This window comes from Streptomyces sp. W1SF4 (genome assembly GCF_003950035.1).
Taxonomy (GTDB): Bacteria; Actinomycetota; Actinomycetes; order Streptomycetales; family Streptomycetaceae; genus Streptomyces; species Streptomyces racemochromogenes.
The window spans coordinates 869,083-890,278 of sequence record NZ_CP034350.1 but is presented as its reverse complement, the minus strand read 5'-3'; the positions used below and the strand labels follow the sequence as shown (position 1 = coordinate 890,278).

Annotated in this window: 17 protein-coding genes; 7 read left to right on the top strand and 10 right to left on the bottom strand. The window is 75.4% G+C overall.

The features are described 5' to 3' along the window. Positions 1-37: 37 nt before the first annotated feature. A complete protein-coding gene (locus tag D1J60_RS04290; RefSeq protein WP_125602550.1) occupies positions 38-511 on the top strand; it encodes an NUDIX domain-containing protein in 474 nt (157 codons plus the stop codon). Positions 512-526: 15 nt separating this feature from the next. On the opposite strand, the gene D1J60_RS04285 is transcribed toward D1J60_RS04290, so the two are convergent. Then, positions 527-1,309 (bottom strand): trypsin-like serine protease, encoded by a 783-nt coding sequence (locus D1J60_RS04285; RefSeq protein WP_125820187.1) that lies wholly within the window; start codon positions 1,307-1,309, stop codon positions 527-529. Positions 1,310-1,547: 238 nt separating this feature from the next. Between D1J60_RS04285 and D1J60_RS04280 the strand changes: the two genes are divergently transcribed. Then, positions 1,548-2,837: a bifunctional GNAT family N-acetyltransferase/ATP-binding protein gene (locus tag D1J60_RS04280; protein ID WP_125820186.1), complete on the top strand. Its 1,290-nt coding sequence runs from the start codon at positions 1,548-1,550 to the stop codon at positions 2,835-2,837. 273 nt (positions 2,838-3,110) lie between these two features. Here D1J60_RS04280 and D1J60_RS04275 read toward each other — a convergent pair whose 3' ends face one another. From D1J60_RS04275 to D1J60_RS04255, 5 genes are all read right to left on the bottom strand, one after another. Next, positions 3,111-3,728 carry a hypothetical protein gene (locus D1J60_RS04275; RefSeq protein ID WP_125820185.1) on the bottom strand — a complete coding sequence of 206 codons (618 nt, stop codon included), beginning with the start codon at positions 3,726-3,728 and terminating at the stop codon, positions 3,111-3,113. Then, the gene (locus D1J60_RS04270; protein WP_125823858.1) at positions 3,725-5,338 is read right to left on the bottom strand and encodes a serine/threonine-protein kinase; all 1,614 of its coding nucleotides are present in this window, start codon (positions 5,336-5,338) and stop codon (positions 3,725-3,727) included. Before D1J60_RS04270 ends, D1J60_RS04275 begins: the two co-directional genes overlap by 4 nt. 129 nt (positions 5,339-5,467) lie before the next feature. After that, on the bottom strand, positions 5,468-6,724 hold the full coding sequence (locus D1J60_RS04265; RefSeq protein WP_125602542.1) for a Tm-1-like ATP-binding domain-containing protein: 1,257 nt from the start codon (positions 6,722-6,724) through the stop codon (positions 5,468-5,470). A 48-nt stretch (positions 6,725-6,772) separates the two neighbouring features. Beyond that, the gene (locus D1J60_RS04260) at positions 6,773-7,264 is read right to left on the bottom strand and encodes an NUDIX domain-containing protein (RefSeq protein WP_125602540.1); all 492 of its coding nucleotides are present in this window, start codon (positions 7,262-7,264) and stop codon (positions 6,773-6,775) included. Between the two features lie 81 nt (positions 7,265-7,345). Continuing rightward, positions 7,346-8,398: a cation diffusion facilitator family transporter gene (locus D1J60_RS04255; RefSeq protein ID WP_125820184.1), complete on the bottom strand. Its 1,053-nt coding sequence runs from the start codon at positions 8,396-8,398 to the stop codon at positions 7,346-7,348. A 160-nt stretch (positions 8,399-8,558) separates the two neighbouring features. On the opposite strand from D1J60_RS04255, the gene D1J60_RS04250 reads away from it, so the two are divergent. Genes D1J60_RS04250 through D1J60_RS04240 form a run of 3 tightly spaced genes read left to right on the top strand, consistent with a single transcriptional unit; the run spans position 8,559 to position 12,502 of the window. Further along, positions 8,559-10,919, top strand: coding sequence for an FHA domain-containing protein (locus D1J60_RS04250; RefSeq protein ID WP_125820183.1), 2,361 nt, complete (start codon positions 8,559-8,561; stop codon positions 10,917-10,919). A 9-nt stretch (positions 10,920-10,928) separates the two neighbouring features. Beyond that, complete coding sequence (locus D1J60_RS04245) at positions 10,929-11,546, top strand: hypothetical protein (RefSeq protein WP_125820182.1); 618 nt, start codon at positions 10,929-10,931, stop codon at positions 11,544-11,546. Continuing rightward, positions 11,543-12,502, top strand: a complete 960-nt coding sequence (locus tag D1J60_RS04240) for a serine/threonine-protein kinase (RefSeq protein WP_125820181.1) — start codon at positions 11,543-11,545, stop codon at positions 12,500-12,502. Before D1J60_RS04245 ends, D1J60_RS04240 begins: the two co-directional genes overlap by 4 nt. Here the strand turns inward: D1J60_RS04240 and D1J60_RS04235 are convergent. Further along, positions 12,499-13,737, bottom strand: coding sequence for a streptophobe family protein (locus D1J60_RS04235; protein WP_241253136.1), 1,239 nt, complete (start codon positions 13,735-13,737; stop codon positions 12,499-12,501). The genes D1J60_RS04240 and D1J60_RS04235 overlap by 4 nt on opposite strands. A gap of 137 nt (positions 13,738-13,874) precedes the next feature. On the opposite strand from D1J60_RS04235, the gene D1J60_RS04230 reads away from it, so the two are divergent. Continuing rightward, positions 13,875-15,155, top strand: a complete 1,281-nt coding sequence (locus tag D1J60_RS04230; RefSeq protein ID WP_125820180.1) for a DUF6777 domain-containing protein — start codon at positions 13,875-13,877, stop codon at positions 15,153-15,155. Between the two features lie 87 nt (positions 15,156-15,242). Next, on the top strand, positions 15,243-17,312 hold the full coding sequence (locus D1J60_RS04225; RefSeq protein WP_125820179.1) for a SpoIIE family protein phosphatase: 2,070 nt from the start codon (positions 15,243-15,245) through the stop codon (positions 17,310-17,312). A gap of 10 nt (positions 17,313-17,322) precedes the next feature. On the opposite strand, the gene D1J60_RS04220 is transcribed toward D1J60_RS04225, so the two are convergent. The 3 genes from D1J60_RS04220 to modA form a co-directional block, all read right to left on the bottom strand. Beyond that, a complete protein-coding gene (locus D1J60_RS04220; protein ID WP_125820178.1) occupies positions 17,323-18,135 on the bottom strand; it encodes a DUF4328 domain-containing protein in 813 nt (270 codons plus the stop codon). Between the two features lie 143 nt (positions 18,136-18,278). Beyond that, positions 18,279-20,198, bottom strand: coding sequence for an ABC transporter permease (locus D1J60_RS04215; RefSeq protein ID WP_125820177.1), 1,920 nt, complete (start codon positions 20,196-20,198; stop codon positions 18,279-18,281). Between the two features lie 135 nt (positions 20,199-20,333). Beyond that, entirely contained in the window at positions 20,334-21,158 is an 825-nt protein-coding gene (modA, locus tag D1J60_RS04210; protein ID WP_125820176.1) for a molybdate ABC transporter substrate-binding protein, read from the bottom strand. Between the last annotated feature and the right edge of the window lie 38 nt (positions 21,159-21,196).

The following is a 21,196-nucleotide window of genomic DNA, read 5'->3' as shown; positions in this document are numbered from 1 at the left end:
CGACGGCCGCCGCCACCGGGCCCCGTAGGGTCGCGGCATGACCACACCCGAGTACATCCGCGAGATCAGGGAGAGCGGCGCCGGCCACCGGCTGCTCCTGCTGCCCGGCGTCACCGCCGTCGTCGTCGACGACCTGGGCCGGCTGCTCCTCGGGCGGCGGGCCGACACCGGGAAGTGGTCCCTGGTCGGCGGGATCGCCGAGCCGGGGGAGCAGCCCGCGGGGACGGCGGTGCGCGAGGTGTACGAGGAGACGGCCGTGCGGTGCGTCCCCGAGCGGGTGGTCCTCGTCCAGATGCTCGCACCGGTCACCTACCCGAACGGCGACGTCTGCCAGTTCCAGGACATCACCTTCCGCTGCCGCGCCACCGGCGGCGAGCCCCGCTCCGCCGACGGGGAACTGCTGGAGGCGGCCTGGTTCACACCGGACGCCCTGCCCCCGCTGGAACCTTTCGCGCTGGACCGCATCCGCCGCGCCCTGACGGACGGGCCGGCCTGGTTCGAACCCGCCTGATCCGAAAGACACCGCCTAGCCGGCCGCCTCGCGGTACAGGTCCAGGGCCGTGGTGCCCATGACCGCGCTGTAGGAGACGTCCGGGACCGTGCCGCCGCCCTCGTGGCCGCCCAGGACCCCGGCCAGCGCGCCGCCCGCCAGCCAGGGGCTGCCGCTCGTACCGCCGCTGAGGGCGGGGCAGTCGATCCGGCGCTGCGTGGCGGAGAACAGGCTCGTCGCGTTCGCGCAGCGCAGCGGGGCCTCCTCGGTGCTCGGGTAGCCGACGACGGTCACGGTCACGTCCCCCGGCTGCCCGGTGGCCACCGGGAAGCCGCCGACCGCGTCCTCCACCTTCCCCGTCACCGCGCCGTCCGCCGGGGCGACCGTCGCGAAGGCGATGTCCGCGTCCGGGTCCTCCCCCTCGGTCCACGCCGGGGCCGTGAACACGCCGGTCACCCGCCACAGCCCGTACGGGGCCCCGCCGTCCCGGTAGCCCGGCGCGAAGACCGTCCCCTCCGGGTGACCCAGGCAGTGCGCGGCGGTGGCGATCACGTCACGGCCGGCGCTGCGCACCACGGAGGCCGTGCAGAAGTGCCCGCCGTCCGTGCCGCCCGCGAACAGGGCGCCCACCCGGGCCGCCGTGGCGTCGTCGCCGGCGCGCACGGTCACGCCGAGCGGCGGCAGCGCCTGCGCCTCGGGGAGGTCCAGGCTCAGCAGGGCGGCCGTCGAAGTCAGCGCGAGCAGGACCCGCGCCGCCCGCCGGGCGCGGGCACGGGAGCGGGGGCGGCCGGCCGGTCGGGGGAGGGTGCGAGGGATCATGCGTCCGAGCCTCCCCGGCGAAACTGTGCCCGGAGCCCGGTGTTCCGTATGAATCCCCTGTGAATCGGCGGAACCGCCGAAGGCACGCCCGTCCCGGGCGGGCGGCTTCGGCGGAACGCACCGGTCTATGGACGCCGCGGCGGACTTCCGGGCCCGCTGTTGTGCACCGCGGTGCGTGATCGCCGGGCCCACCCGCCCCTAGCCTCGCCGCAGGAGCACGAACGAGGGGCGGTACCGAGTGAACTGGCTCATCCACGACTACCGCGAGAGCGATCTCGCGGCGGTGGTCCATCTCATAGACACCACGGCCGAACTGGGCCAGGAGTCCGTCTTCTCGCTCGCCGAGTGCATCAGCGCGCTGACCGACCGGCAGCCCTGCGTCGTCGCCGTCCACCAGGGCGTCCCGATCGGCGCGGCCCTCGCCAGCGTCACCGGGGAGCGGGCCTGGGTGATGCGGATCGCCATCGCCTCCGGCTGGCGCGGCCGGGGCCTGGCCAGCGCGCTCCTCGTCGAACTGGAGCGGCGCCTGATCGCCGCCCGCGTCGGCCGGATCGCGTACGTGCTGCCCGAGGAGGACCTGCTCGGCGAGGGCCTGCTCAACGCCGGCTACACCCGGCAGCCCGCCGTCGCGTACTTCGAGAAGACCGAGCCCCTGCACGGCCCGGCGGCGGGCCTCCTCGACGACCTCGGCGGCCGCTTCCTGCCCAACGACCTGTGGGTCAAGGTCGCCGGCATGGAGACGGAGAAGGAGCTCATCGAACGCCGCGTGGTCCTCCCGCTCGCCGAACCGGAGCGGGCCGCCGCGCACGGGGTCCGGCCGCCGCGCGCGATCACCCTCTTCGGGCCGCCCGGCACCGGCAAGACCACCTTCGCCCGCGCCATCGCCTCCCGGCTGGGCTGGCCCTTCGTCGAGCTGCTGCCCTCCCGCCTCGCCGACGAGGGCAACCTCGCCGCCGCGCTGCGCGTCGCCTTCGCCCGCATCGCCGAGCTGGAGCGGGTCCTCGTCTTCATCGACGAGGTCGAGGAGATCGCACCCGTACGCACCGAACCGGCGCAGCCGGGCGGCATCCACGGCGTGACGAACGAGCTGCTCAAGCTGATCCCCGGCTTCCGGGAGGGCGACGAGCGGCTGCTGGTCTGCGCGACGAACTCCATCCGCTCCCTCGATCCGGCCTTCCTGCGGCCCGGCCGCTTCGACTACCTGATCCCCATCGGCACCCCCGACGCCGGGGCGCGCGCCGCCATCTGGTCGCGCTACACGGCCGGGCGGACCGGCGTGGACGTGGCCGCGCTGGTGGCGGCGACCGAGCTGTTCACCCCGGCCGACATCGAGCACGCCGCGCGGATCGCCGCGCAGGTGTCCTTCGAACGGGACCTGGAGTCGGTGGGCGCCCGCGGCGCGGCGGCCGCGCAGCCCGGCGCCGGCACGGAGGACTACCTGGCGGCCGTGGCGCAGTGCAGGCCCACGGTCACCCCCGCGATGACCGGCGAGTTCCAGGCGGACATCACCGCCCACGCGCGGTTCTAGCCACCAGACCTCCGGACGGGACCCCGTCCGGACCGGGAGCCGACCGGCGCCGTCCCGCCGGCCGCTCCCCACAGGCACCGTCCCCCGGTTGCGGCGGGGGACGGGAACGCGAAACGGCCCGCGGCCGCTCCCCGAAGCGGCCGCGGGCCTTCCGCGCGGACTCGGCATGCGTGCGGGACGGCCGCGTTCCGTCGGGCCCGACGTCAACCAGCGCGGCCCGTGCCGCGGCTTCGGCCGGACGGCCACACCCGCCCCGGCCGGAAGTACGGGGCCCTACCGGGGGCACCGGTAGGTGAACTCGGCCGCCGCCGTCCGCTCGACCGGCGAGACCAGCTGGAGTTCGGCCCTCGCCGGGTAGCTGCCGGTGCCCTGGAAGGTCCACAGCAGGTGCAGCGTGGCCTCCTTCCGCCCGGCGGGGACCCGCTCCGTGAGCTCCTCCGAGCGGGTGCCGTCGCTGCGGACCCAGCGGTAGGTGAGGGTTCCGGGGCGCCCGTTGGTGCGTACGACGGCCACCACATCGGCGGCCGCCCCGCACCCGGGACCCCGCGGGTCGGTGGAGACCGCCACCTCCCGCACCTCGACGGCCGGCCCGAACCGCTGCCAGGCCAGGTAGCCGAGCACCGCAGCCAGTACCACGGCCGCCAGGGTGTACCGCCGCCATCCGCCCCCGCGACGCGCGGCCGTCCGCGGCCCGGGCGGAGCGGCGGGCACCAGGGGGAACGGCGGCGCCATGGCCGCCGTCACCCCGGGCCCGAACCGCAGCACGGAACCCTCGACCCGGTCGGGCGCGGCGTCCGCCGGGGGCGGCGGGCCGCTGAACCAGTGGCTGCCGAGCACGGTGGCGCTGTACTCGTCGTCGGCGGGGTCCTGCGGGACACGGGGATCGCTCATCGCGGGACCTCCTGGTCCTGGCAGCGGTACAGCAGTGCGGAGGCGGAAGCGGAGCCGTTCGCGGCCGCCGGCCTGGTGGTGACCCGGACCCCGCCGTAGCAGCCGTGGCCCCGGCTGAAGGCGTGCGCCTGGACCACGGAGGCGAGGGAGCCGGCCTGGACGACGACGGTGTCGGTGCCGTCGGGCACGGAGTACGCCCCCTGCGTGTCACCGAGGAACCACTGCAAGGTCACGGTGACGGGCCCGCTGCCCTGGGCCGACAGCGAGACCTCCGCCTGCCCGCGGTAGACCCCGGGCTGGAGCGTGACGCTGAGCTTGTCCACCCGCAGCGTCGGGGTCGGCGTCGGGGTCGGCGAGTGGCTGACCGTCGGCGTCGGCGTCGGCGTCGGGCTCGGCGACGGGCTCCAGCTCGGGGAGGGGGAGTGCGTGGGCGTCGGGGAGTGCGAGGGGCTAGGCGACGACGACGGCGAGGGGCTCGGTGAGGCGGACGCCGAGTGCGAGGCGGACGGCCCCGGCGCGGGCGTGGCCGGCCCCGGCGTGGCCGGGCCCGTCGTGGCGAAGTCGCTGAGCGCGGAGGCACCCGGCGGGGTACCGGCGCCCGCGTCCGTCGTGAACACCAGCACCGCTCCCAGTACCAGCGCCAGGCCCGTCGCCAGCCAGCCGCCGCGCCCCGGCGCCCAGCCCGAACCGCCGCCGACCGAGGTGGTGGCCACCGCGGTGGTGCCGGCCGCCGCGCCGGCCGCCGACGGGAACAGCAGCGGCAGCAGGGCCGCCAGCGCGGCCAGCTTGCGCTGCCCGCGCTCCTCCCACTGGGGCCCGTAGGCGGCCACCGCCACCGCCTCCAGCTCGGCCACGAACGCCTCGGCGTTCTCCGGGCGCTGCTCCGGCCGTTTGGCCAGGCCCCGCCGGATGAGCGGCCGCACCGGCTCGGGGGCCTCGGTCTCCGGGACCGGGGCTTCGATGTGCTGGACGGCGAGCTCGGCGAAGCTCGCCCCGTCGTACGGTTTGCGGCCGGTCAGGAACTCGAAGAAGGTCGCGGTCGCCGCGTACACGTCGGCCGTCGGCGAGGCCGGCCGGCCCTGCCACTGTTCCGGCGCCATGTAGGCGGGGGTGCCCGCCACACCGGGGGTGGTGCCGCGGCCCGCCGCGATCCCGAAGTCCACCAGCTTGGAGGAGCCGTCGGGCGCGACCAGCACGTTCTCCGGCTTGTAGTCGCGGTGCACGACGCCCGCCCGGTGGGCCGCGGCCAGTCCGAGCAGGGAGCCCTTCAGCACCACCAGGGCGGCCTCGGCGTCCGCCCGGCCGGTCTCCCGCAGCACGGCGCGCAGGGAGATCCCGTCGACCAGCTCCATCACGATCGCCGCGCCGGCCGGGGCCTCCACGTACTCGTACAGGCCCACCACGTACGGCGACACGAGCCCGCCCAGCAGCCGGGCCTCGGCGCGGAACTCCCGGACGAAGGCGGGGTCCTCGCGCATCCGGTCGCTGAGGTACTTCACCGCGACGGCCGTGCCGGTGGCGTCGTGGAGCGCGAGCACGACCCGGCCGCTGCCGCCCGCGCCGAGTTCACGGACCTCGGTGTAACCGGGTACCGTCCAGCCGTTGCCCATCATGCGCCCCCGTCCGTGGCGTCACCGGCCGCCCGCGGGCGGCCGGCCGGTCGTCCCCCGACCGGCCACCTGCTGGGACACTTTTCCGCCACGGCCGGTTCCCAATCCGGCGCGCGTCCCGCATGCCGGTCAGGCCGCCGCCGACACCGCCCCGATCATCGCGTGCAGCCGGTCGGCCGCCGCCCGCCCGAAGGACGGGTCGTTGATGTGGGTGTCGTAGTCGAACAGCCGGGCCGCACTGCCCCGCAACCCCTCGCGCAGCGCCGAGAACAGCGCCAGGTCCGCACGGGGGTCGTGGTACGGGCCGCCCGGCGCGCCGAGCGTGGACAGCCCGCGCAGCGGGACGCAGACCGCCGTCGGCCCGGTCGCGGCGCGCAGTTTCGCTGCGACCCGCCGCCCCAGCTCCGCGCACTCCGACTCGGTCGTACGGATCACCGTGATCGAGGGGTTGTGGACGCGGACCCGCCGGTAGCGGGCCCTTTCGGGCAGGCTCTCCAGCGGCCCGAACTTCACCATGTCCAGCGCCCCCAGGCTCACCACCTGCGGCACTCCGGCCCGTCCGGCGGCGCTGAGCCGGTCGGGGCCGGCGGTGAGGATGCCGCCGCACAGGTCGTCGGCGAGCTCGCTCAGGGTCAGGTCCAGCACCCCCGCGAACACCCCCTGCCCGGCGAGGGTCTCCAGGGTGCGGCCGCCCGCGCCGCTGACGTGGAAGACCAGGACCTCGTACCCCAGCTCCTCCAGCCGCTCCCGGGCCGCGTCCACGCCGATGGTGGTCACCCCGGCCATGCTCGCCGCGACCAGGGGCCGCGAGCCCGAGCCCAGGCGGGCCGGCCTGCTGCGGTCCAGCGCGGCGCGCGCGTAGCCCTTCGCCATCCCGGCGACGGCCTCCGCGGCGTTGGCCAGCACCGGGGCCGAGACGCTGTTGATCCCGGCGATGTCCACCACGCTGTACATCATCGTGATGTCCGCCGAGCCCACGTACGGGGAGACGTCCCCGGACGCCATCGAGGAGACCATCACCTTCGGCACGCCCAGGGGCAGCGCCCGCATCGCCCGGGTCGCTATGGAGGTGCCGCCGCTGCCCCCGATCGCGAGGACGCCGTGCAGCCGGCCCTCGGCGTGCAGGCGTAACAGGGTCGCCTCGGCGCCCCGGGCCATCGTGGTCACGGCCGCGCCCCTGTCGGCGGCCGCGCGCAGTTCCGTCAGGTCCGTGCCCGCCGCCCGCGCCACCGCTTCGCGCGGCACGTCGGCGGGCACCCGGGGTTCTCCCATGATCCCCGTGTCCACCAGCACCACTTCGACGCCGGCGCGCAGCAGCCTCTCGCGCAGCCAGCCGTACTCGACACCCTTGGTGTCCAGGGTTCCCACCAGCACGACGTTCGTCATATGTGCAATGTCCACGCAGGTGGGGTTTGTTGGCAAGTAAAGGTCAGGTCAATCCGCCAATAGTGCCAACAATCGTTCCAGGAACGGAATTTGACCGACAATCAGCTTGTTCCGTGCGATCGGGGGAGTGAACCAGGCCACCCGGTCCAGCTCGGGGAACTCCCGCTCGACCCCCGAGTGCGGGGGCCACTCCATCGTGAAGGTGCCCGGCACCGTCAGCGCCGGGTCCAGGTCCGCCTCCACCGCCCAGATGGTCACCAGCTTCCCGCTGCTCAGCCGGACGTCCCCCAGCGGCAGGTAGTCCCCCTCCGGCGGCGGCACCCCCAGCTCCTCCGTGAACTCCCGGCGGGCCGCGTCCCGGGGCGTCTCGTCGGGCCCGTACTCGCCCTTCGGGATCGCCCAGCCCCCGGCGTCCCGCCCGGCCCACAGCGGACCGCCCATGTGGCCGAGCAGCACCTCGACCCCCTGCTCCGCGGTCCGGCGGAACAACAGCAGGCCGGCGCTCTGCCTGTACCTCTTCGCTTCCGTCACGGAGGCCATACATGCCCCGCCGGAGCCCCGCTCAGTGATCGGGGCGCCCATCGGGGCGTCCGCCGGGGCGCGTGCGTCAGTGCGCGTGCGTCAGTGCGCGTGCGGGCCCTCGCGGTGCACCGGCCCGTGGGCGTCCGCGCAGTGCGGGTCCGCGCCCGTGTCCTCACCCGGCCGGCCCACCGACAGCAGGGCGTCCTGGACGTGGTCGACCTGGAGGGTGGTGTGCGTGATCCCGTACTCCTTCGCCAGCAGCAGCTCCAGCTCCCGGCGCACCGCATGGCAGTCGCCCGCCGGCTCCACCAGCACGTGCGCGGACAGGGCCGCCTGCCCGGAGGTGATCGTCCAGATGTGCAGGTCGTGGACCTCGGTCACCGGCACGTGGGCGACGAGGCGGTCGCCGACCGCGTCCGGGTCCACGTGCGCCGGCGCGGCCTCCAGGAAGATCCGCCCCGACTCCCTGACCAGCCCGTAGCCCGCCTTCACCATCAGCACCACCACCACGAGCGTGGCGATCGCGTCGGCCTGCACGAAACCGGTCGTCAGCACGATCAGACCGGACACCGCCGTCCCGATGAAGGCGAACAGGTCGTTCAGGATGTGCTGGTAGGCGCCCTCCACGGCCAGCGAGGACCGGTTCGCCCGGGAGATGCACCAGGCCGCGCCCACGTTCACCACGATCCCGGCCAGCGCCGTCACCAGCACCAGCCCGCCCTCCACCGGCGGCGGGTCCAGCAGCCTGCGCACCGCCTCGTACGCCAGCCACACCGCGAGCAGCAGCAGCGTCAGACCGTTGGCCTGCGCGGAGAGTATCTCCGCCCGCTTGAGGCCGTACGTGAACCCGCCCCGCGCCGGACGTGCCGCAAGCCGCATCGCGATCAGCGCGAGGACGATCGAGACGGCGTCCGTCAGCATGTGCGCGGCGTCGGAGATCAGGGCCAGCGAATGGGCCATCACACCGATGACCACCTCGACGGCCATGAAACCGCCGATCAGGGCGAGCGCGATCGCCAGCCAGCGGCGGTCGGCGTCCGGGTCCACGCCGTGGCTGTGCCCGCCCGGACCGTGGCCGTGCCCGTCGTGCCCGTGCCCGGCGTGGCCCGCCCCGGTGTGCTCGTGCGCGTGGTCGTGGTCGTGCCGGCTCATGGCTTCCCCCGTTTGTTCGGTTCCGACGCGTGAAGTGAAGCGCACCGCGCCGAGATCGGCAAAGGCTGCAACGGGGACCGTTGTCATTCTCCATAAGAACCCTCTGACCTGCGGCGATGCCCCTCCTGCCGGTTGCCGCGGTTCGTGGGAAAATCTGTCCATGGTCCAGCGGCCCGGTGCGGCGACCGCGCCCGAACTCGTCCTGGAAACCGCCATGGGCTCCACCGAGATGAGCCCGGGCCGGAGCTACCGCGTCGGCCGCGACCCCCTCTGCGAGATCTGCCTCGACGACGACCGCGTCTCCTGGCACCACGCCGTCCTGCGCCCCGAGGGCGACCACTGGACCCTGGAGGACGAGCACAGCACCAACGGCACCTGGGCCGACGGGCACCGCGTCCACGAATGGGCCGTCGGACCCGGCAGCGAACTGCGCTTCGGCAGCGCCCAGGACGGCCCGCGCGCCCTCCTCAGCAGCCGCACGCCTCCCCGAGCCGCCGCCTCCCGCCCCTCCGCAGTCGCCGACCCGGCCATGACCGGAACCTTCCGCAGCCCCACCAGCGTCCGGCCACTGCCCGCCCGCACCACCGTCCGCATCGGCCGCGACCCCGGCAACGACCTCGTCGTCGACGACCTCGTCGTCTCCCGCAGGCACGCCGAACTGCGCGCCCTCCCCGACGGCACGTACGAGATCGCCGACCTCGGCAGCCACAACGGCACCTACCTCAACGGCACCCCCGTCGACGTCGCCCCCCTCACCGACGGCGACATCGTCGGCATCGGCCACAGCGCCTTCTGCCTCGTCGGCGACCAGCTCCAGGAGTACACCGACACCGGCGAGGTCTCCCTCGACGTCCAGGACCTCGCCGTCGCCGTCGACCACGGCCGCAAGACCCTCCTCGACCACGTCTCCTTCCCCGTCGCCACCCGGTGCCTGCTCGCCGTCGTCGGCCCCAGCGGCGCCGGGAAGTCCACCCTCCTCGGCGCCCTCACCGGACTGCGCCCCGCCGACCACGGCACCGTCCTCTACGACGGCCGCGACCTCTACCGCGACTACGCCGAACTGCGCTCCCGCATCGGACTCGTCCCCCAGGACGACATCCTGCACGCCCAGCTCACCGTCCGCCGCGCCCTCGCCTACGCCGCCGAACTGCGCTTCCCGCAGGACACCGGCAAGGCCGAACGCCTCGCCAGGGTCGACGAGGTCATCGGCGAGCTCGGCCTCGGGCAGCGCGCCGACCAGCCCATCCACAGCCTCTCCGGCGGCCAGCGCAAACGCGTCTCCGTCGCCCTGGAACTGCTGACCAAGCCCTCCCTGCTCTTCCTCGACGAACCCACCTCCGGCCTCGACCCGGGCATGGACCGCTCCGTCATGCACATGCTGCGCGGCCTCGCCGACGACGGCCGCACCGTCATCGTCGTCACCCACAGCGTCCTCAGCCTCGACGTCTGCGACCGCCTCCTCGTCCTCGCCCCCGGCGGCCGCGTCGCCTGGTACGGGCCGCCCGGCGAGACCCTCGGCTTCTTCGGCTTCGACCAGTGGCCCGAGGCCTTCGAGGCCTTCGAGAACCAGCGCGACCGCGACTGGGCCGGCCAGTACGAGGCCTCGCCCCAGCACCGGAGGTACGTGACGGGCCCCGGCCGCCGCCCCCGCGCCCCCGACGCCGCACCCCCCGGACCGGCCGGCTTCGCCGAGCCGCCGCCCCAGCCGCAGAGCCGGCGCGCCCAGCTCTCCACCCTGGTCCGCCGCTACGCCACCGCCCTCGGCGCCGACCGCACCTTCCTCGTCATCATGGTCGCGCTGCCGTTCGTGATGGGCGCCATGACCCGCGCCCTGGCCGGCAGCGCCCTCACCCAGGAGACCGCCATCAACGCCCTGCTCATCCTGTGCGTCGGCGGCGTACTGACCGGAGCCGCCAACGCGGTCCGCGAACTCGTCAAGGAACGGGTCATCTACCAGCGCGAACGCGCCGTCGGCCTGTCCAGGGGCGCCTACCTGCTGTCCAAGGTGGCCGTCCTCGGCGCGATCACCGTCGCCCAGGCCGTCGTCCTCACCCTCGTCGGCCTGTTCGGGGTACGGCTCGTACCCCCGGGCTCCACCGGGGTCTTCCTGCCCCCCCTCGTCGAGATCACCCTGGCCGTCGCCCTGCTGTCCTTCACCGCCATGACCCTCGGCCTGCTGGTCTCCGCCCTGGTCAGGAAGGAGGAGGTCACCATGCCCCTGCTGGTCCTCCTCGCCATCGTGCAGGTGGTCTTCTGCGGGGCTCTGCTCCAGCTCGACGGCGTACCCGTCATCGGGCAGCTCGCCTGGCTCGTACCCTCCCGCTGGGCGCTCGGCGCCATGGCGGGCACCATCGACCTCGGCAGGACCGTCCCCGGCCCCCTCACCGACGACCCCCTCTTCGCCCACTCGGCCGGGGTCTGGCTGCTGGACGTCGGCATGCTCGCCGCCCTCTCCGTGCTCTTCACGGTGCTCGTCGCCCGGCTGCTGCGCCGCCACGAGCCGGCCGTGATGCGGAAGTAGGCCCCGGCGATGACCGACTCCCCGGAGCCCGCGGCCTTCCGCCCCACCCACGTGGTCCCCCAGGACGGACTGCCCGCCTGGGAAGCCCCCGACGTCTCCCGGCCCACCGCCGCCCTCGACCCCTTCCTCCCCGTCCGCCTGCTGTCCCGGCGCGGCGAATGGGGGGAGGTCCTGTGCTCCAACGGCTGGTCCGCCTGGGTCGACGCACGCCTCCTCGTCGCGGTGCCCCAGCCCCCGCCGACCACCGGCCGGCCCCTCGAACGCACCGACGACCCCGAACCGCTCCTCACCCGGACGGCCGACACCCTCGACCGCTACCGCCGGGCCCTGCGCGAGACCGCCCCCGGCGCCGCCGGCGACGGCTTCCGGCAGGCCGTACGGGGCCTGCGCGCCGGGATCGTCATCGACGGCGAGTCCGTGTGGCTGTACGAGGAGGCGGAGGGACGGTGGCTGTACGCCGACGGGGGCCGCCCGACCACCTACGCGGTCGTCTCGCAGCCGGGAGCCCCGCCCGCCCCGGAGCCGGAGCCCGGCGGGGCGGACACCGGCGCGCGGGCCGCCGTACGGGAGACACCGCACGACCCCACGCGCGTCGCCGACCGCCCCGACGGGGGAGGGGGCCCATGACGGACCCCGGACCACCCGCCGGACTGACCGGCACGCGGTTCGCCGGCTACCTCGTCGAGGAGGAGATCGGGCGCGGCGGGATGGCCGTCGTCTACCGGGCCCGCGACCTGCGCCTGGACCGGACGGTCGCACTGAAACTGCTGGCCCCCCAGCTCGCCCGCAACGACACCTTCCGCCGGCGCTTCACCCACGAGTCCAAGGTCGCCGCCGCCATCGACCACCCGCACATCGTGCCCGTCTTCGAGGCCGGCGAGACGGACGGCATCCTCTACATCGCCATGCGCTACGTCGCCGGGCAGGACCTGCGGGCCCTGCTCGACCGCACCGGCCCGCTGCCCGTGGACACCGCCGCCCGCATCGCCGCCCAGGTCGCCTCCGCGCTCGACGCGGCCCACGCCCACGACCTGGTCCACCGGGACGTCAAACCCGGCAACGTCCTCGTCGCCGAGGGCACCGACAGCGAGCACCCCGAACACGTCTACCTCACGGACTTCGGCCTGACGAAGAAGTCCCTCTCGCTCACCGGGTTCACCAGCGTCGGACAGTTCGTCGGGACCCTCGACTACGTCGCGCCCGAGCAGATCGCCGGGAAGCCGGTCGACGGGCGCTGCGACGTCTACAGCCTCGGCTGCGTGGTCCACGAGATGCTCACCGGCGGCCCGCCCTTCCGGCGCGAGGACGACATGGCCCTGCTCTGGGCCCACCAGTACGACCCCCCGCCCGCCCCGAGCGAACGCCGCCCGGAACTCCCGGCGGCCGTGGACGAGGTGCTGGCCAAGGCCCTCGCGAAGCCGCCCGGGGAACGGTGGGGCAGCTGCCTGGAGTTCACCGCCGCACTGCGCCGGGCCGCCGCCGGGTCGCCCCGCGGCCCCCGGGAGCGGCAGGAGCAGGGCCCGCCGCCCCCGCCGCCGCGCTGGGCCCTCCCGGTGTTCCGGCGACGGGAGCGCAGCGGCTAGCCGACCCGGCCCGGGTGGCGCAGGGGGCGGGCCAGGAGGGCGCCGAGGAAGCCGGCCACCGCACCCCACAGCACCGCAAGGCCGGTGGTGCGCCAGAGGTACGGGGTGAGCTCGACCCGGCCCCCCGGCCCGGAGACGTCCCCGAGCCCCAGCAGCGACAGACCGAACCGGGCCTGCACCCCGGCCAGCAGACACACCGTCAGCGTCGCCAGGCCCACCGCCACCGCCAGGTGCGCCGCGTGCTGCCAGGGCCGGACCCGCGCGGGGGAGCGTACGGCGGCCAGCACGCCCGTGCCGAGCAGCGCGACGGCGGCCGCCACGACCAGCCACCACGCCCGCGGGTCGCGCTCCGCCAGCGAGGCCACGTCGACCGTGGACGGCACGGGCCCGCGCAGGACCTGGTCCAGCAGCGGCGGCACCGGCAGGCCGAACGGCCCCTCGGCCACGCCGCGCCAGGCGCCGCCGAAGCCGACGGTCAGGGCGAACCAGGCCAGGTTCGGCAGGCCGAGCAGGAGCACCGCCAGGGTGCGGGCCGCGTGCCCCTGGGTGGCTGCCACCACCAGGCCGGCCCCGAGGCCGAGGACCACGTACGCCAGGAGCAGCACGGCCGTCGCGTGGGCGGCCGGCCGCACCGCCGTGTGGAAGCGGAGCAGCCCCGGCGGGAGCGGGGTGCGGGCGGAGACCAGCAGGGCGATCAGCAACAGGCCCAGGAACCACAGCAGTCCGTACAGCAGCGTGGGCCCGATCGCGGCCCGGAAGCCCACCGTCGGGGCGGAGCCGAGCAGTTCGCCGATCTCCCCGAGCGGGGAGCCGTCCGTGCTCAGGCCGAAGGTCTGGCGGGCCAGGAGCGCGAACAGGGTGAGCAGGGCCAGCCACAGCACCCCCGTCCGCCCGGCCCGGGCGAGCAGTTCGCGGGTCCCGGCCACCGCGCGGTGGCGCAGCGGGCGCAGGAACAGGCACCCGGTGGTGAGCGCGCCGGCCAGGCTCACCGAGAGGGGCAGTACGGACAGGCTCGCGTCGGCTCCGGCCAGGAACCCGGCGTCCCCGGAGACCTCGACCGAGCCCCCGGCCGCCATCACGACGACCGCCGCGACCACCCGGGGGAAGGCCCCGCCCGGCAGGTCGTCGGCGCCGGCGCAGGCCAGCCCGGCGGCGGCCACCGCGGTCATCACCGCGAAGCCCGCCACGACGGCGACGAGGGCGTCCCGCCACGGCCCGGCGGAGGTCCGGCTCACCCTGCCACGGTGGCATCCCCGGCTTGCGGTCACCACCTGGGCGGCGCACACAATGGTCGGCGAGAGTGCCGGAAATCGCCGGTGTTCCAGGTATTCACGCCATTTCCCCGGATGCGTCCGCCTGGGAAGAGGAGCCCGTGACCACGCAACCCTCCGGCGAGCGGCCGCCGCAGCCGACGCGGCCGTCACAGCCGTCACAGCAGCCGCCGCCGTCGTCCGGGCGGCCCACCGGCCCGCCGTCCGGCCCGCTCTCGGGCGGCGGCGGGGCACCCCCGCCGCCGCCTCCTCCCGGCCGGCCCGGCGTCGGGGAACCGCCGCGGGGGCCCTGGTGGCGCTCGGTGCCCGGGGTCGCGACGGCCGCCGTGGCGCTGGTCGCGGTGGTCACCCTGGTGGTCGTGCTGAGCAGGCCCGGCGGTGGCGGGGGAGGCACCCCGCAGCGGGCCGCGGCGGAGGTGTTCCTCCAGCCGGCCGCCGAGCCCGGACGGGACCCCTTCACGGAGTCCAGTGCGGCGAAGCGGGCCACCCCGCCGCCCGAGACCCCGCCGCAGGGCACGGCCGCGCCCACCGCGCCCGCGGGCACCCGCAGCGTCAGCGGCTCCTCGCCCGGGCTGTACGGCGGCACGAAGGACGTCGCCAGCTGCGACGTGGAGCAGCAGGTCACCGCCCTGACCTCGCAGCCCGCCAAGAACGCCGCCTTCGCCTCGGCCCTGGGCCTGCGGCCGGCCGCCGTCCCCGGCTACCTGCGGGCCCTCACCCCCGTGCAGCTGAGGATCGACACCCGGGTCACCAACCACGGCTACCGCGACGGCCGCGCCACCCCCTACCAGGCCGTGCTCCAGGCCGGGACGGCCGTGCTGGTGGACGACCGGGGGGTGCCGAGGGTGCGCTGCGCCTGCGGGAACCCGCTGGGGCCGCCGGTGGCGCTGCGGGCCGATCCCAAGCGCTACGGCCGGCCCTGGCCCTCGTACCGCCCGGCCGGAGTGGTCGTCGTCGCGCCGTCGGTGACGGTCGTGAACACGTTCGTCATCTACGACCACCACGACCACCTGTGGCTGGAACGCGACAGCGGCACCGCGGACCGGCCCGACAAGCCCGTCAAGCCGCCCGTCGGGCCGCCGGTCGTCTCCCCGCCCGTCGTCTCGCCGCCGGTGGTGTCGCCCTCGGCGGCCGCGACGCCGACCCCCACGCCGGAGGTGCACCCTCCGCCGCTCGTCGTCACACCCTCGGAGCCGACCCCGACCCCGACCCCGACCCCGACCCCGACCACACCCCCGGCCACCCCGCCGCCCCCGGCCCGGACACCGACCCCCACCCCGGCCGGAACACCGACCGGTGCGGGAACCCCGACGGCCACCAGCCCGCCGACGGGCCCGGCGGACACCTCCGCCCCGCCGTCGACGGCCCGGCCGTCGCCCTGAGACCGTCAGGCCGTGCGCGGGACGGCGCAGACGGCGTCCGGACGCCCCGGCATGCCGTGCCCCGGTGAACAGTGAGACCCTGGCTGCATGGACCAGCGGGGACGGACCCCGGAGGTCGACTGGCCCGCGCGGCCCGACCTGAGCCTCGCGCTCAACCGGATGGGCACCTTCGACTGGGACCTCGACAGCGGGCGTCTGCACCTGGACGACACCGCCCTCGAGGTCCTCCACCTGCGCCCGGAGCAGTTCGACGGGACCCCGGCCGGACTGCGCCGCCGGGTCGTGCCCGGCGACGGGGCACGGCTGGACCGCCGGGTGGCGCGGGCGCTGGAGGACGGCCGCAGCCACTACGGGGCGTACGTCCGCACCCTGCGCGAGGACGGGACGGCGGTCTGGACCCACGTCCAGGGGCACATCCTGCGGGATCCGCACGGCCGCGCGTACCGGGTCATCGGCATCCTCCGCGACGCCGACCAGGACCCCGGGGAGCCCGGCGCGGCGGGGGAGCGGGACGAGGGACGGCGCCGGATGACCGGGGTCGTCGAGCGGACCACCGCGATCCTCGCGCACGCCCGCACCGTGAACGACGTCACCGACGTCCTCAAGGACCCCGAGGCCCTCGGCCACCTCGGCGCCGTCAGCGTCATGCTCGGCATCGTCGACGGGGGCCGGATCCACCTGGTCGCGGAGGGCCAGCTGGGCTCGTACGTGCCCGAGATCGAGTACACCCGCGTCGACGCGGGGTTCCCGATGAGCGAGGCCGTACGGACCCTGCAGCCGGTCTTCATCGCCTCCCGGGAGGAGTTCCAGCGGCGCTACCCCCTGCTGTGGCCGTACATCGAACCGCTGGCCGTGCGCAGCGGGGTCTACCTGCCGCTGATCGCGCAGGGCCGCCCCGTCGGCGCGCTCGGCCTGCTGTACACGCGCGACGGGGACTTCGACGCGGAGGAGCGCAACCTGCTGGTGGCGCTCGGCAGCGGGATCGCGCAGGGGCTCCAGCGGGCCATGCTCTTCGAGCAGGAGCACGACCTCGCCGAGGGGCTCCAGCGGGCCATGCTGCCCCGGGTCATCCCGGAGGTGCCGGGCGCGCTGATCGCCGTACGGTACCGGGCCGCCCGGGTCGGGCGGGACATCGGCGGCGACTGGTACGACGTCGTCCCCCTCGGCGAAGGCCGGGTCGGGGTGACGATCGGCGACGTCGAGGGCCACGACACGGACGCGGCGGCCGTCATGGGCCAGCTGCGGATCGTGCTCCGCGCCTACGTCCTGGAGGGCCACACCCCCGGCACGGCGCTGGCGCGGGCCTCCGCCTTCCTGCGCGACCTGGCGACGGAGCGCTTCGCCACCTGCACCTACGCCGAACTGGACCTGAACACCGGGATGCTGCACGTCGTACGGGCCGGCCACCTCGACCCGGTCGTGCGGCGCGGGGACGGCAGCTGCCACCGGATCCAGGTGGCGGGCGGGCTCCCCCTCGGCCTGCCCCCGCGCGAGCAGCACGGCAGCGGCTCCGGCTACCCCGTCACCACCCTCGAACTGCACCCCGGGGACACGCTGCTGCTGTGCACCGACGGCCTCGTCGAACGGCCCGGGGGCGACGCCGAGGCGGGGATGCGGGAGTTCATGGAGGCCGCCGAGCACGGCCCGGCCGACGTCGAGGAACTCGCCGACGTCCTGTGCGACCTGGTCGGGGACGCGGGCGGCGGGGACGACATGGCCCTGCTCCTGCTGCGCCGGCGCGGCACCCCCGCCCCGCGCGGCGGCGGGCCGCTGCGCCAGCGCCTGGAGCCGGGCGACGCCGACGGCCCGGCGATGGCCCGGCACCTGATCCGGGCGGCGGTGGCGGCCTGGGGCGCCCGGGACCGGGCCGACGAGATCGAACTGGCGGCGGACGAGCTGATGACCAACGCCCTCGTCCACACCGAGGGCGGCGGGCAGGTCGCCCTGCGGCTGACCGCCGCCGGCCGGATCCGCATCGAGGTCGAGGACCGCAGCAGCGCCCTGCCCCGCCGCCGGGAGGCCGACGACTGGGCGGTGTCGGGCCGGGGCCTGCTGCTGGTCGAGCGGCTCGCGGACGCCTGGGGCGTGGAACCCCGGGGGGCCGGCAAGTGCGTGTGGTGCGAGTTCGCCGTGCCGGTCCCCGCCGGTGCCCGCTAGCGGGCGGGGGTCAGACGGCCGCGTACGGGCCCTGAGTGGCCTTCACGTTCTGCAGGGCCGTCAGCTTGCGGACGAACCGCACCGCGAGGACGGCCGCGGTGACCACCGTCAGGTCGGAGACGACACCGAGCAGCGAGGCGGCGCCGAGGCTCTCGGGGGTCTCGGCGCGGACGTACACCACGCCGAGGACCCGGTCGAGGAGCAGGGACAGGACCCACACGAGCCACCAGCAGGTCACCGGGGCCGAGGACACGCGCCGGTACGAGCCGTCCGGCGCGAGCTGCACGCTCGCCTCCCAGGTCTGCCTCGCCACCTTGTACGGCAGGAAGAGGTTGCCGAGGGGCACGAACCAGGAGCCGACGGCCCAGCCGCTCGCCAGGGTGAAGGCGTCGGGGCGGAAGACCTGGCCGTTGACGCGCACCCGGTAGAACCAGATGACGAACACCACGGCCGTGGCGGCCAGGGCCAGCCACTGCAGGCCGGCGGCGACGCCGACCAGCATGTCGGCCTGGTCGAGCGTGTCGTCCGGGACCGAGGAGGGGTCCGCGGCGACGTCACCCATCAGCGACCAGGTGTTCAGGTTGGCGGCGGCCGAGTACACGTTGACCGCGGCCGTCCCCAGGAGCAGCACCGTCAGCGCGGTCGCGAGCCCCTGCGGGCTGCGCAGCTGCTGCACGGGCGGCGGCGGGGGGTACGGGAACGCCTGGCCCGGGTAGGGGGTTCCGGGAAGCGGCGGGCCGGCCGGGTACGGGCTCGCCCCGTACGGCGGCTGCGGGCCGGGGCCCTGCGGTGGCGGCGGCGATCCGGGCGCGCTGAAGGACATGGTGCGGGACCCCCCACGAGACGTGCGCGAGCGCGGTGGCGATCGGGCGAAGGTGATACCGGCCGGTCGAACGCCGGTACGACAAGCGCTGAACATACGTCAGCGCCGCGTCCGGCGTCCAAACCGTCTCCGGAAGACACGGCCTAGAGCGGCACCAGCGTGACCTCGGTGGCCTTCACGCTCGTCCACACCGGCGCGCCGTCGGCCACGCCGAGCTCCGCGGCCGCCTCCGGGGTGATCTCCGCTACCAGGTCGGGCGCCCCGGCCGAGGCGACCAGCACGCGCAGCCGGCTGCCGGCCGAGGTGACCTCCCTGACCGTTCCCCGCCAGACGTTGCGGGGGCTGCCGCCCGGGCGGTCCCGGTGCAGCGACACCGCCTCCGGGGCGATGATCGCCAGAGCCTGCGCCCCCTCCGGCAGGGTTTCCGCCACCACCAGCCGGCCGCCTCCCGCGAGCGCGAGCCCTTCGGCGGAGGCGGTGCCGGGCCAGGCGTTGCGGCCCAGCATCCGGGCCACCCACGGCGAGCGCGGATGCCGGGTGACCTCGGCGGGCGGCGCGTCCTGGAGGGTGCGCCCGTCGGCCAGGACGAGGACCCGCTGGGCCAGCGACACCGCCTCGACGGGGTCGTGCGTGACGATCAGGCAGACCCCGCCGAAGCCGGCCAGGTGCCTGCGCAGGGTGTGCCGCACGTGCGCCCGGGTCGTCTGGTCCAGGGCGGCGAGGGGCTCGTCGAGCAGCAGCAGCCGGGGCCGGGCCGCCAGCGCCCGGGCGAGGGCCACCCGCTGCGCCTGACCGCCGGACAGCTGCGCGGGCCGCCGCTGCGCGAGGTGTCCCACCCCGAGCCGGTCCAGCCACAGCTGCGCCTCGCGGCGGGCCTCGGCGCGTCCGACCCGGCGGGCGCGCAGCCCGTACGCGGTGTTGGCCAGGGCGCTCAGGTGCGGGAACAGCGCCCCGTCCTGCGGGACCCAGGCCACCTGGCGCCGGTGCGGGGGCAGGGCGGTGACGTCGGTGTCGCCGAGCCGCAGCTCGGCGCGGGCGCGCGGGGTCAGGCCGAGCAGGGCGCGCAGGAGGGTGGTCTTGCCGGCGCCGTTCTCGCCCACCACGGCGATGGTGGTGCCGGGTGCGGCGTCGAGGGTGAGCTCGTTGAAGCCGGTGACCTCGGCGTGCAGGGGCCAGCGCCCGTCGTCCGGCACGTCCGGAGCGGGGGCTTGCGCGGGGGCGGCGGGGGCTTCCGGCTGCCGGGCAGCGGAGCGGGGCTTCGCGGCAGCGGGCGTGCCCGTCCAGCGGCCGCGCAGCGCGATGAGCACGCCCATGGCGATGGCCAGCAGGAGCAGCGAGACCGAGGTGGCCGCCTCCGGCTGGTCCTGGAGCAGCAGGTAGACCTGGAGGGGCAGGGTCTGGGTGGTGCCCGGCAGGTTGCCGGCGAAGGTGATGGTCGCGCCGAACTCGCCGAGCGCGCGGGCCCAGGTGAGGGCCGCGCCGGCGATCAGGCCGGGGGCGACCATGGGCATGGTGACCGTGAAGAACACCCGGACCGGCGAGGCGCCGAGGGAGGCGGCGGTCTCCTCGTAGCTCCGCTTCAGCCCGCCGAGCGCCCCCTCCAGGCTGATCACCAGGAAGGGCATGGCGACGAACGTGGCCGCGACGACCGCCCCGGAGGTGTGGAAGGGCAGCGTGACGCCGAAGGTGTCCTCCAGCCAGGGTCCGAGCAGTCCGCGCCGCCCGAAGCCGAGCAGCAGCGCGACACCGCCGACGGTCGGCGGCAGCACCATCGGCAGCAGCACCAGCGAGCGGACGAAGGCCTTGCCCTTGAACTCGACCCGGGCCAGCAGCCAGGCCAGCGGCACCCCGAGGAGCAGCGAGAGGCCGAGCGCCCACAGGGACACCAGCAGCGACAGCTTCAGGGCCGTGACCACGCCGGGGCTGGTGAGGTGGGCGCCCAGTTCGCCCCACTGCGTGCGGCTGAGGATGCCGACGAGCGGCAGCAGCAGGAACGCGACGGCGAGCAGCGCGGGGAGCGCCAGCGTCACGGGGGGCCGGGTGCGGGTGCGGAGTCTGCTCATGGGGTGATGGGGGTTCCTGGTCGGGGCCGGGGAGGGATCCTACGGAGCGTACGGGCGCGGCGCGGCCGCCGGACACGCCGAAGGGGGGCCGCCCGTCCCCCCGGACCGGGCGGCCCCCCCTTGCGGCCGGGCCGGCTAGGCCTTCTGGAAGCCGGCGTCCTGGAGGATCTTCTGCGCCTCGGGGCCGCTCAGCCAGGCCACGAAGGCGGCGGCGGCCTCGGCGTTCTTGGACTGCTTGAGGGTGGCGGCCGGGTAGGAGGCGACGGCGTTCTGCCCGTCCGGGATGTCCACGGCGACGACCTTGTCGGCGGACTTGACGGTGTCGGTCTTGTAGACGAGGCCGGCGTCGGCCTCGCCCAGCTCGACCTTGCTCAGGACGGCGCGGACGTTGGGCTCCTGGGAGACCGGCTTCACCTCGATCTTCTGGGCGTCCAGGATCTGCTTGCCGTACCGGCCGACGGGGACCTCGGGCGCCGCGAGGACGACCTTGATCTTGGAGTCGGCGAGGTCCTTGAGCTCGTCGACCTTGAAGGGGTTGCCCTTGCCGGTGGCGATGACCAGGCGGTTCTTCGCGATGACCGTGGGGCCGTCGGTCTCGCCCTTCAGGCCGTCCATGGTCTTGGTGTCCGCGGTGACCAGCGCGTCGGCCGGGGCGCCCTGCTTGACCTGGGCGGCGAGTTCCTGGGAACCGGCGAAGGAGAAGGTCACCCTGGTGCCGGGGTGGGACTTCTCGTAGGCCGCCTTCGCCGTGGTGAACACGTCGGTGAGGGAGGACGCGGCGAGCACGGTGAGGTTCGCGGCCTTGGCCTCGGTGGAGGCCTGCGCCGAGGCGGAGGGGGCGGCGTCGTCCGCCTTCTTCTCGTCGTCGCCGCTGCCGCTGCCACAGGCGGAGAGGGGGACGAGCAGGGCGGCGCCGAGCGCGGCGGCGGCGATGCGGCGGGTGTGCGGGGTGGCGGACATGAGCGGGTGCTCCTCGGTCGGGTCGGCGGCCGGCCGGG

Excerpts from the sequence above, each read along its gene's own strand:
- D1J60_RS04290 (WP_125602550.1), top strand. The coding sequence starts at position 38 with ATGACCACACCCGAGTACATCCGCGAGATCAGGGAGAGCGGCGCCGGC.
- D1J60_RS04285 (WP_125820187.1), bottom strand. The coding sequence starts at position 1,309 with ATGATCCCTCGCACCCTCCCCCGACCGGCCGGCCGCCCCCGCTCCCGT.
- D1J60_RS04275 (WP_125820185.1), bottom strand. The coding sequence starts at position 3,728 with ATGAGCGATCCCCGTGTCCCGCAGGACCCCGCCGACGACGAGTACAGC.
- D1J60_RS04270 (WP_125823858.1), bottom strand. The coding sequence starts at position 5,338 with ATGGGCAACGGCTGGACGGTACCCGGTTACACCGAGGTCCGTGAACTC.
- D1J60_RS04265 (WP_125602542.1), bottom strand. The coding sequence starts at position 6,724 with ATGACGAACGTCGTGCTGGTGGGAACCCTGGACACCAAGGGTGTCGAG.
- D1J60_RS04260 (WP_125602540.1), bottom strand. The coding sequence starts at position 7,264 with ATGGCCTCCGTGACGGAAGCGAAGAGGTACAGGCAGAGCGCCGGCCTG.
- D1J60_RS04255 (WP_125820184.1), bottom strand. The coding sequence starts at position 8,398 with ATGAGCCGGCACGACCACGACCACGCGCACGAGCACACCGGGGCGGGC.
- D1J60_RS04250 (WP_125820183.1), top strand. The coding sequence starts at position 8,559 with ATGGTCCAGCGGCCCGGTGCGGCGACCGCGCCCGAACTCGTCCTGGAA.
- D1J60_RS04245 (WP_125820182.1), top strand. The coding sequence starts at position 10,929 with ATGACCGACTCCCCGGAGCCCGCGGCCTTCCGCCCCACCCACGTGGTC.
- D1J60_RS04240 (WP_125820181.1), top strand. The coding sequence starts at position 11,543 with ATGACGGACCCCGGACCACCCGCCGGACTGACCGGCACGCGGTTCGCC.
- D1J60_RS04225 (WP_125820179.1), top strand. The coding sequence starts at position 15,243 with ATGGACCAGCGGGGACGGACCCCGGAGGTCGACTGGCCCGCGCGGCCC.
- D1J60_RS04220 (WP_125820178.1), bottom strand. The coding sequence starts at position 18,135 with ATGTCCTTCAGCGCGCCCGGATCGCCGCCGCCACCGCAGGGCCCCGGC.
- D1J60_RS04215 (WP_125820177.1), bottom strand. The coding sequence starts at position 20,198 with ATGAGCAGACTCCGCACCCGCACCCGGCCCCCCGTGACGCTGGCGCTC.
- modA (WP_125820176.1), bottom strand. The coding sequence starts at position 21,158 with ATGTCCGCCACCCCGCACACCCGCCGCATCGCCGCCGCCGCGCTCGGC.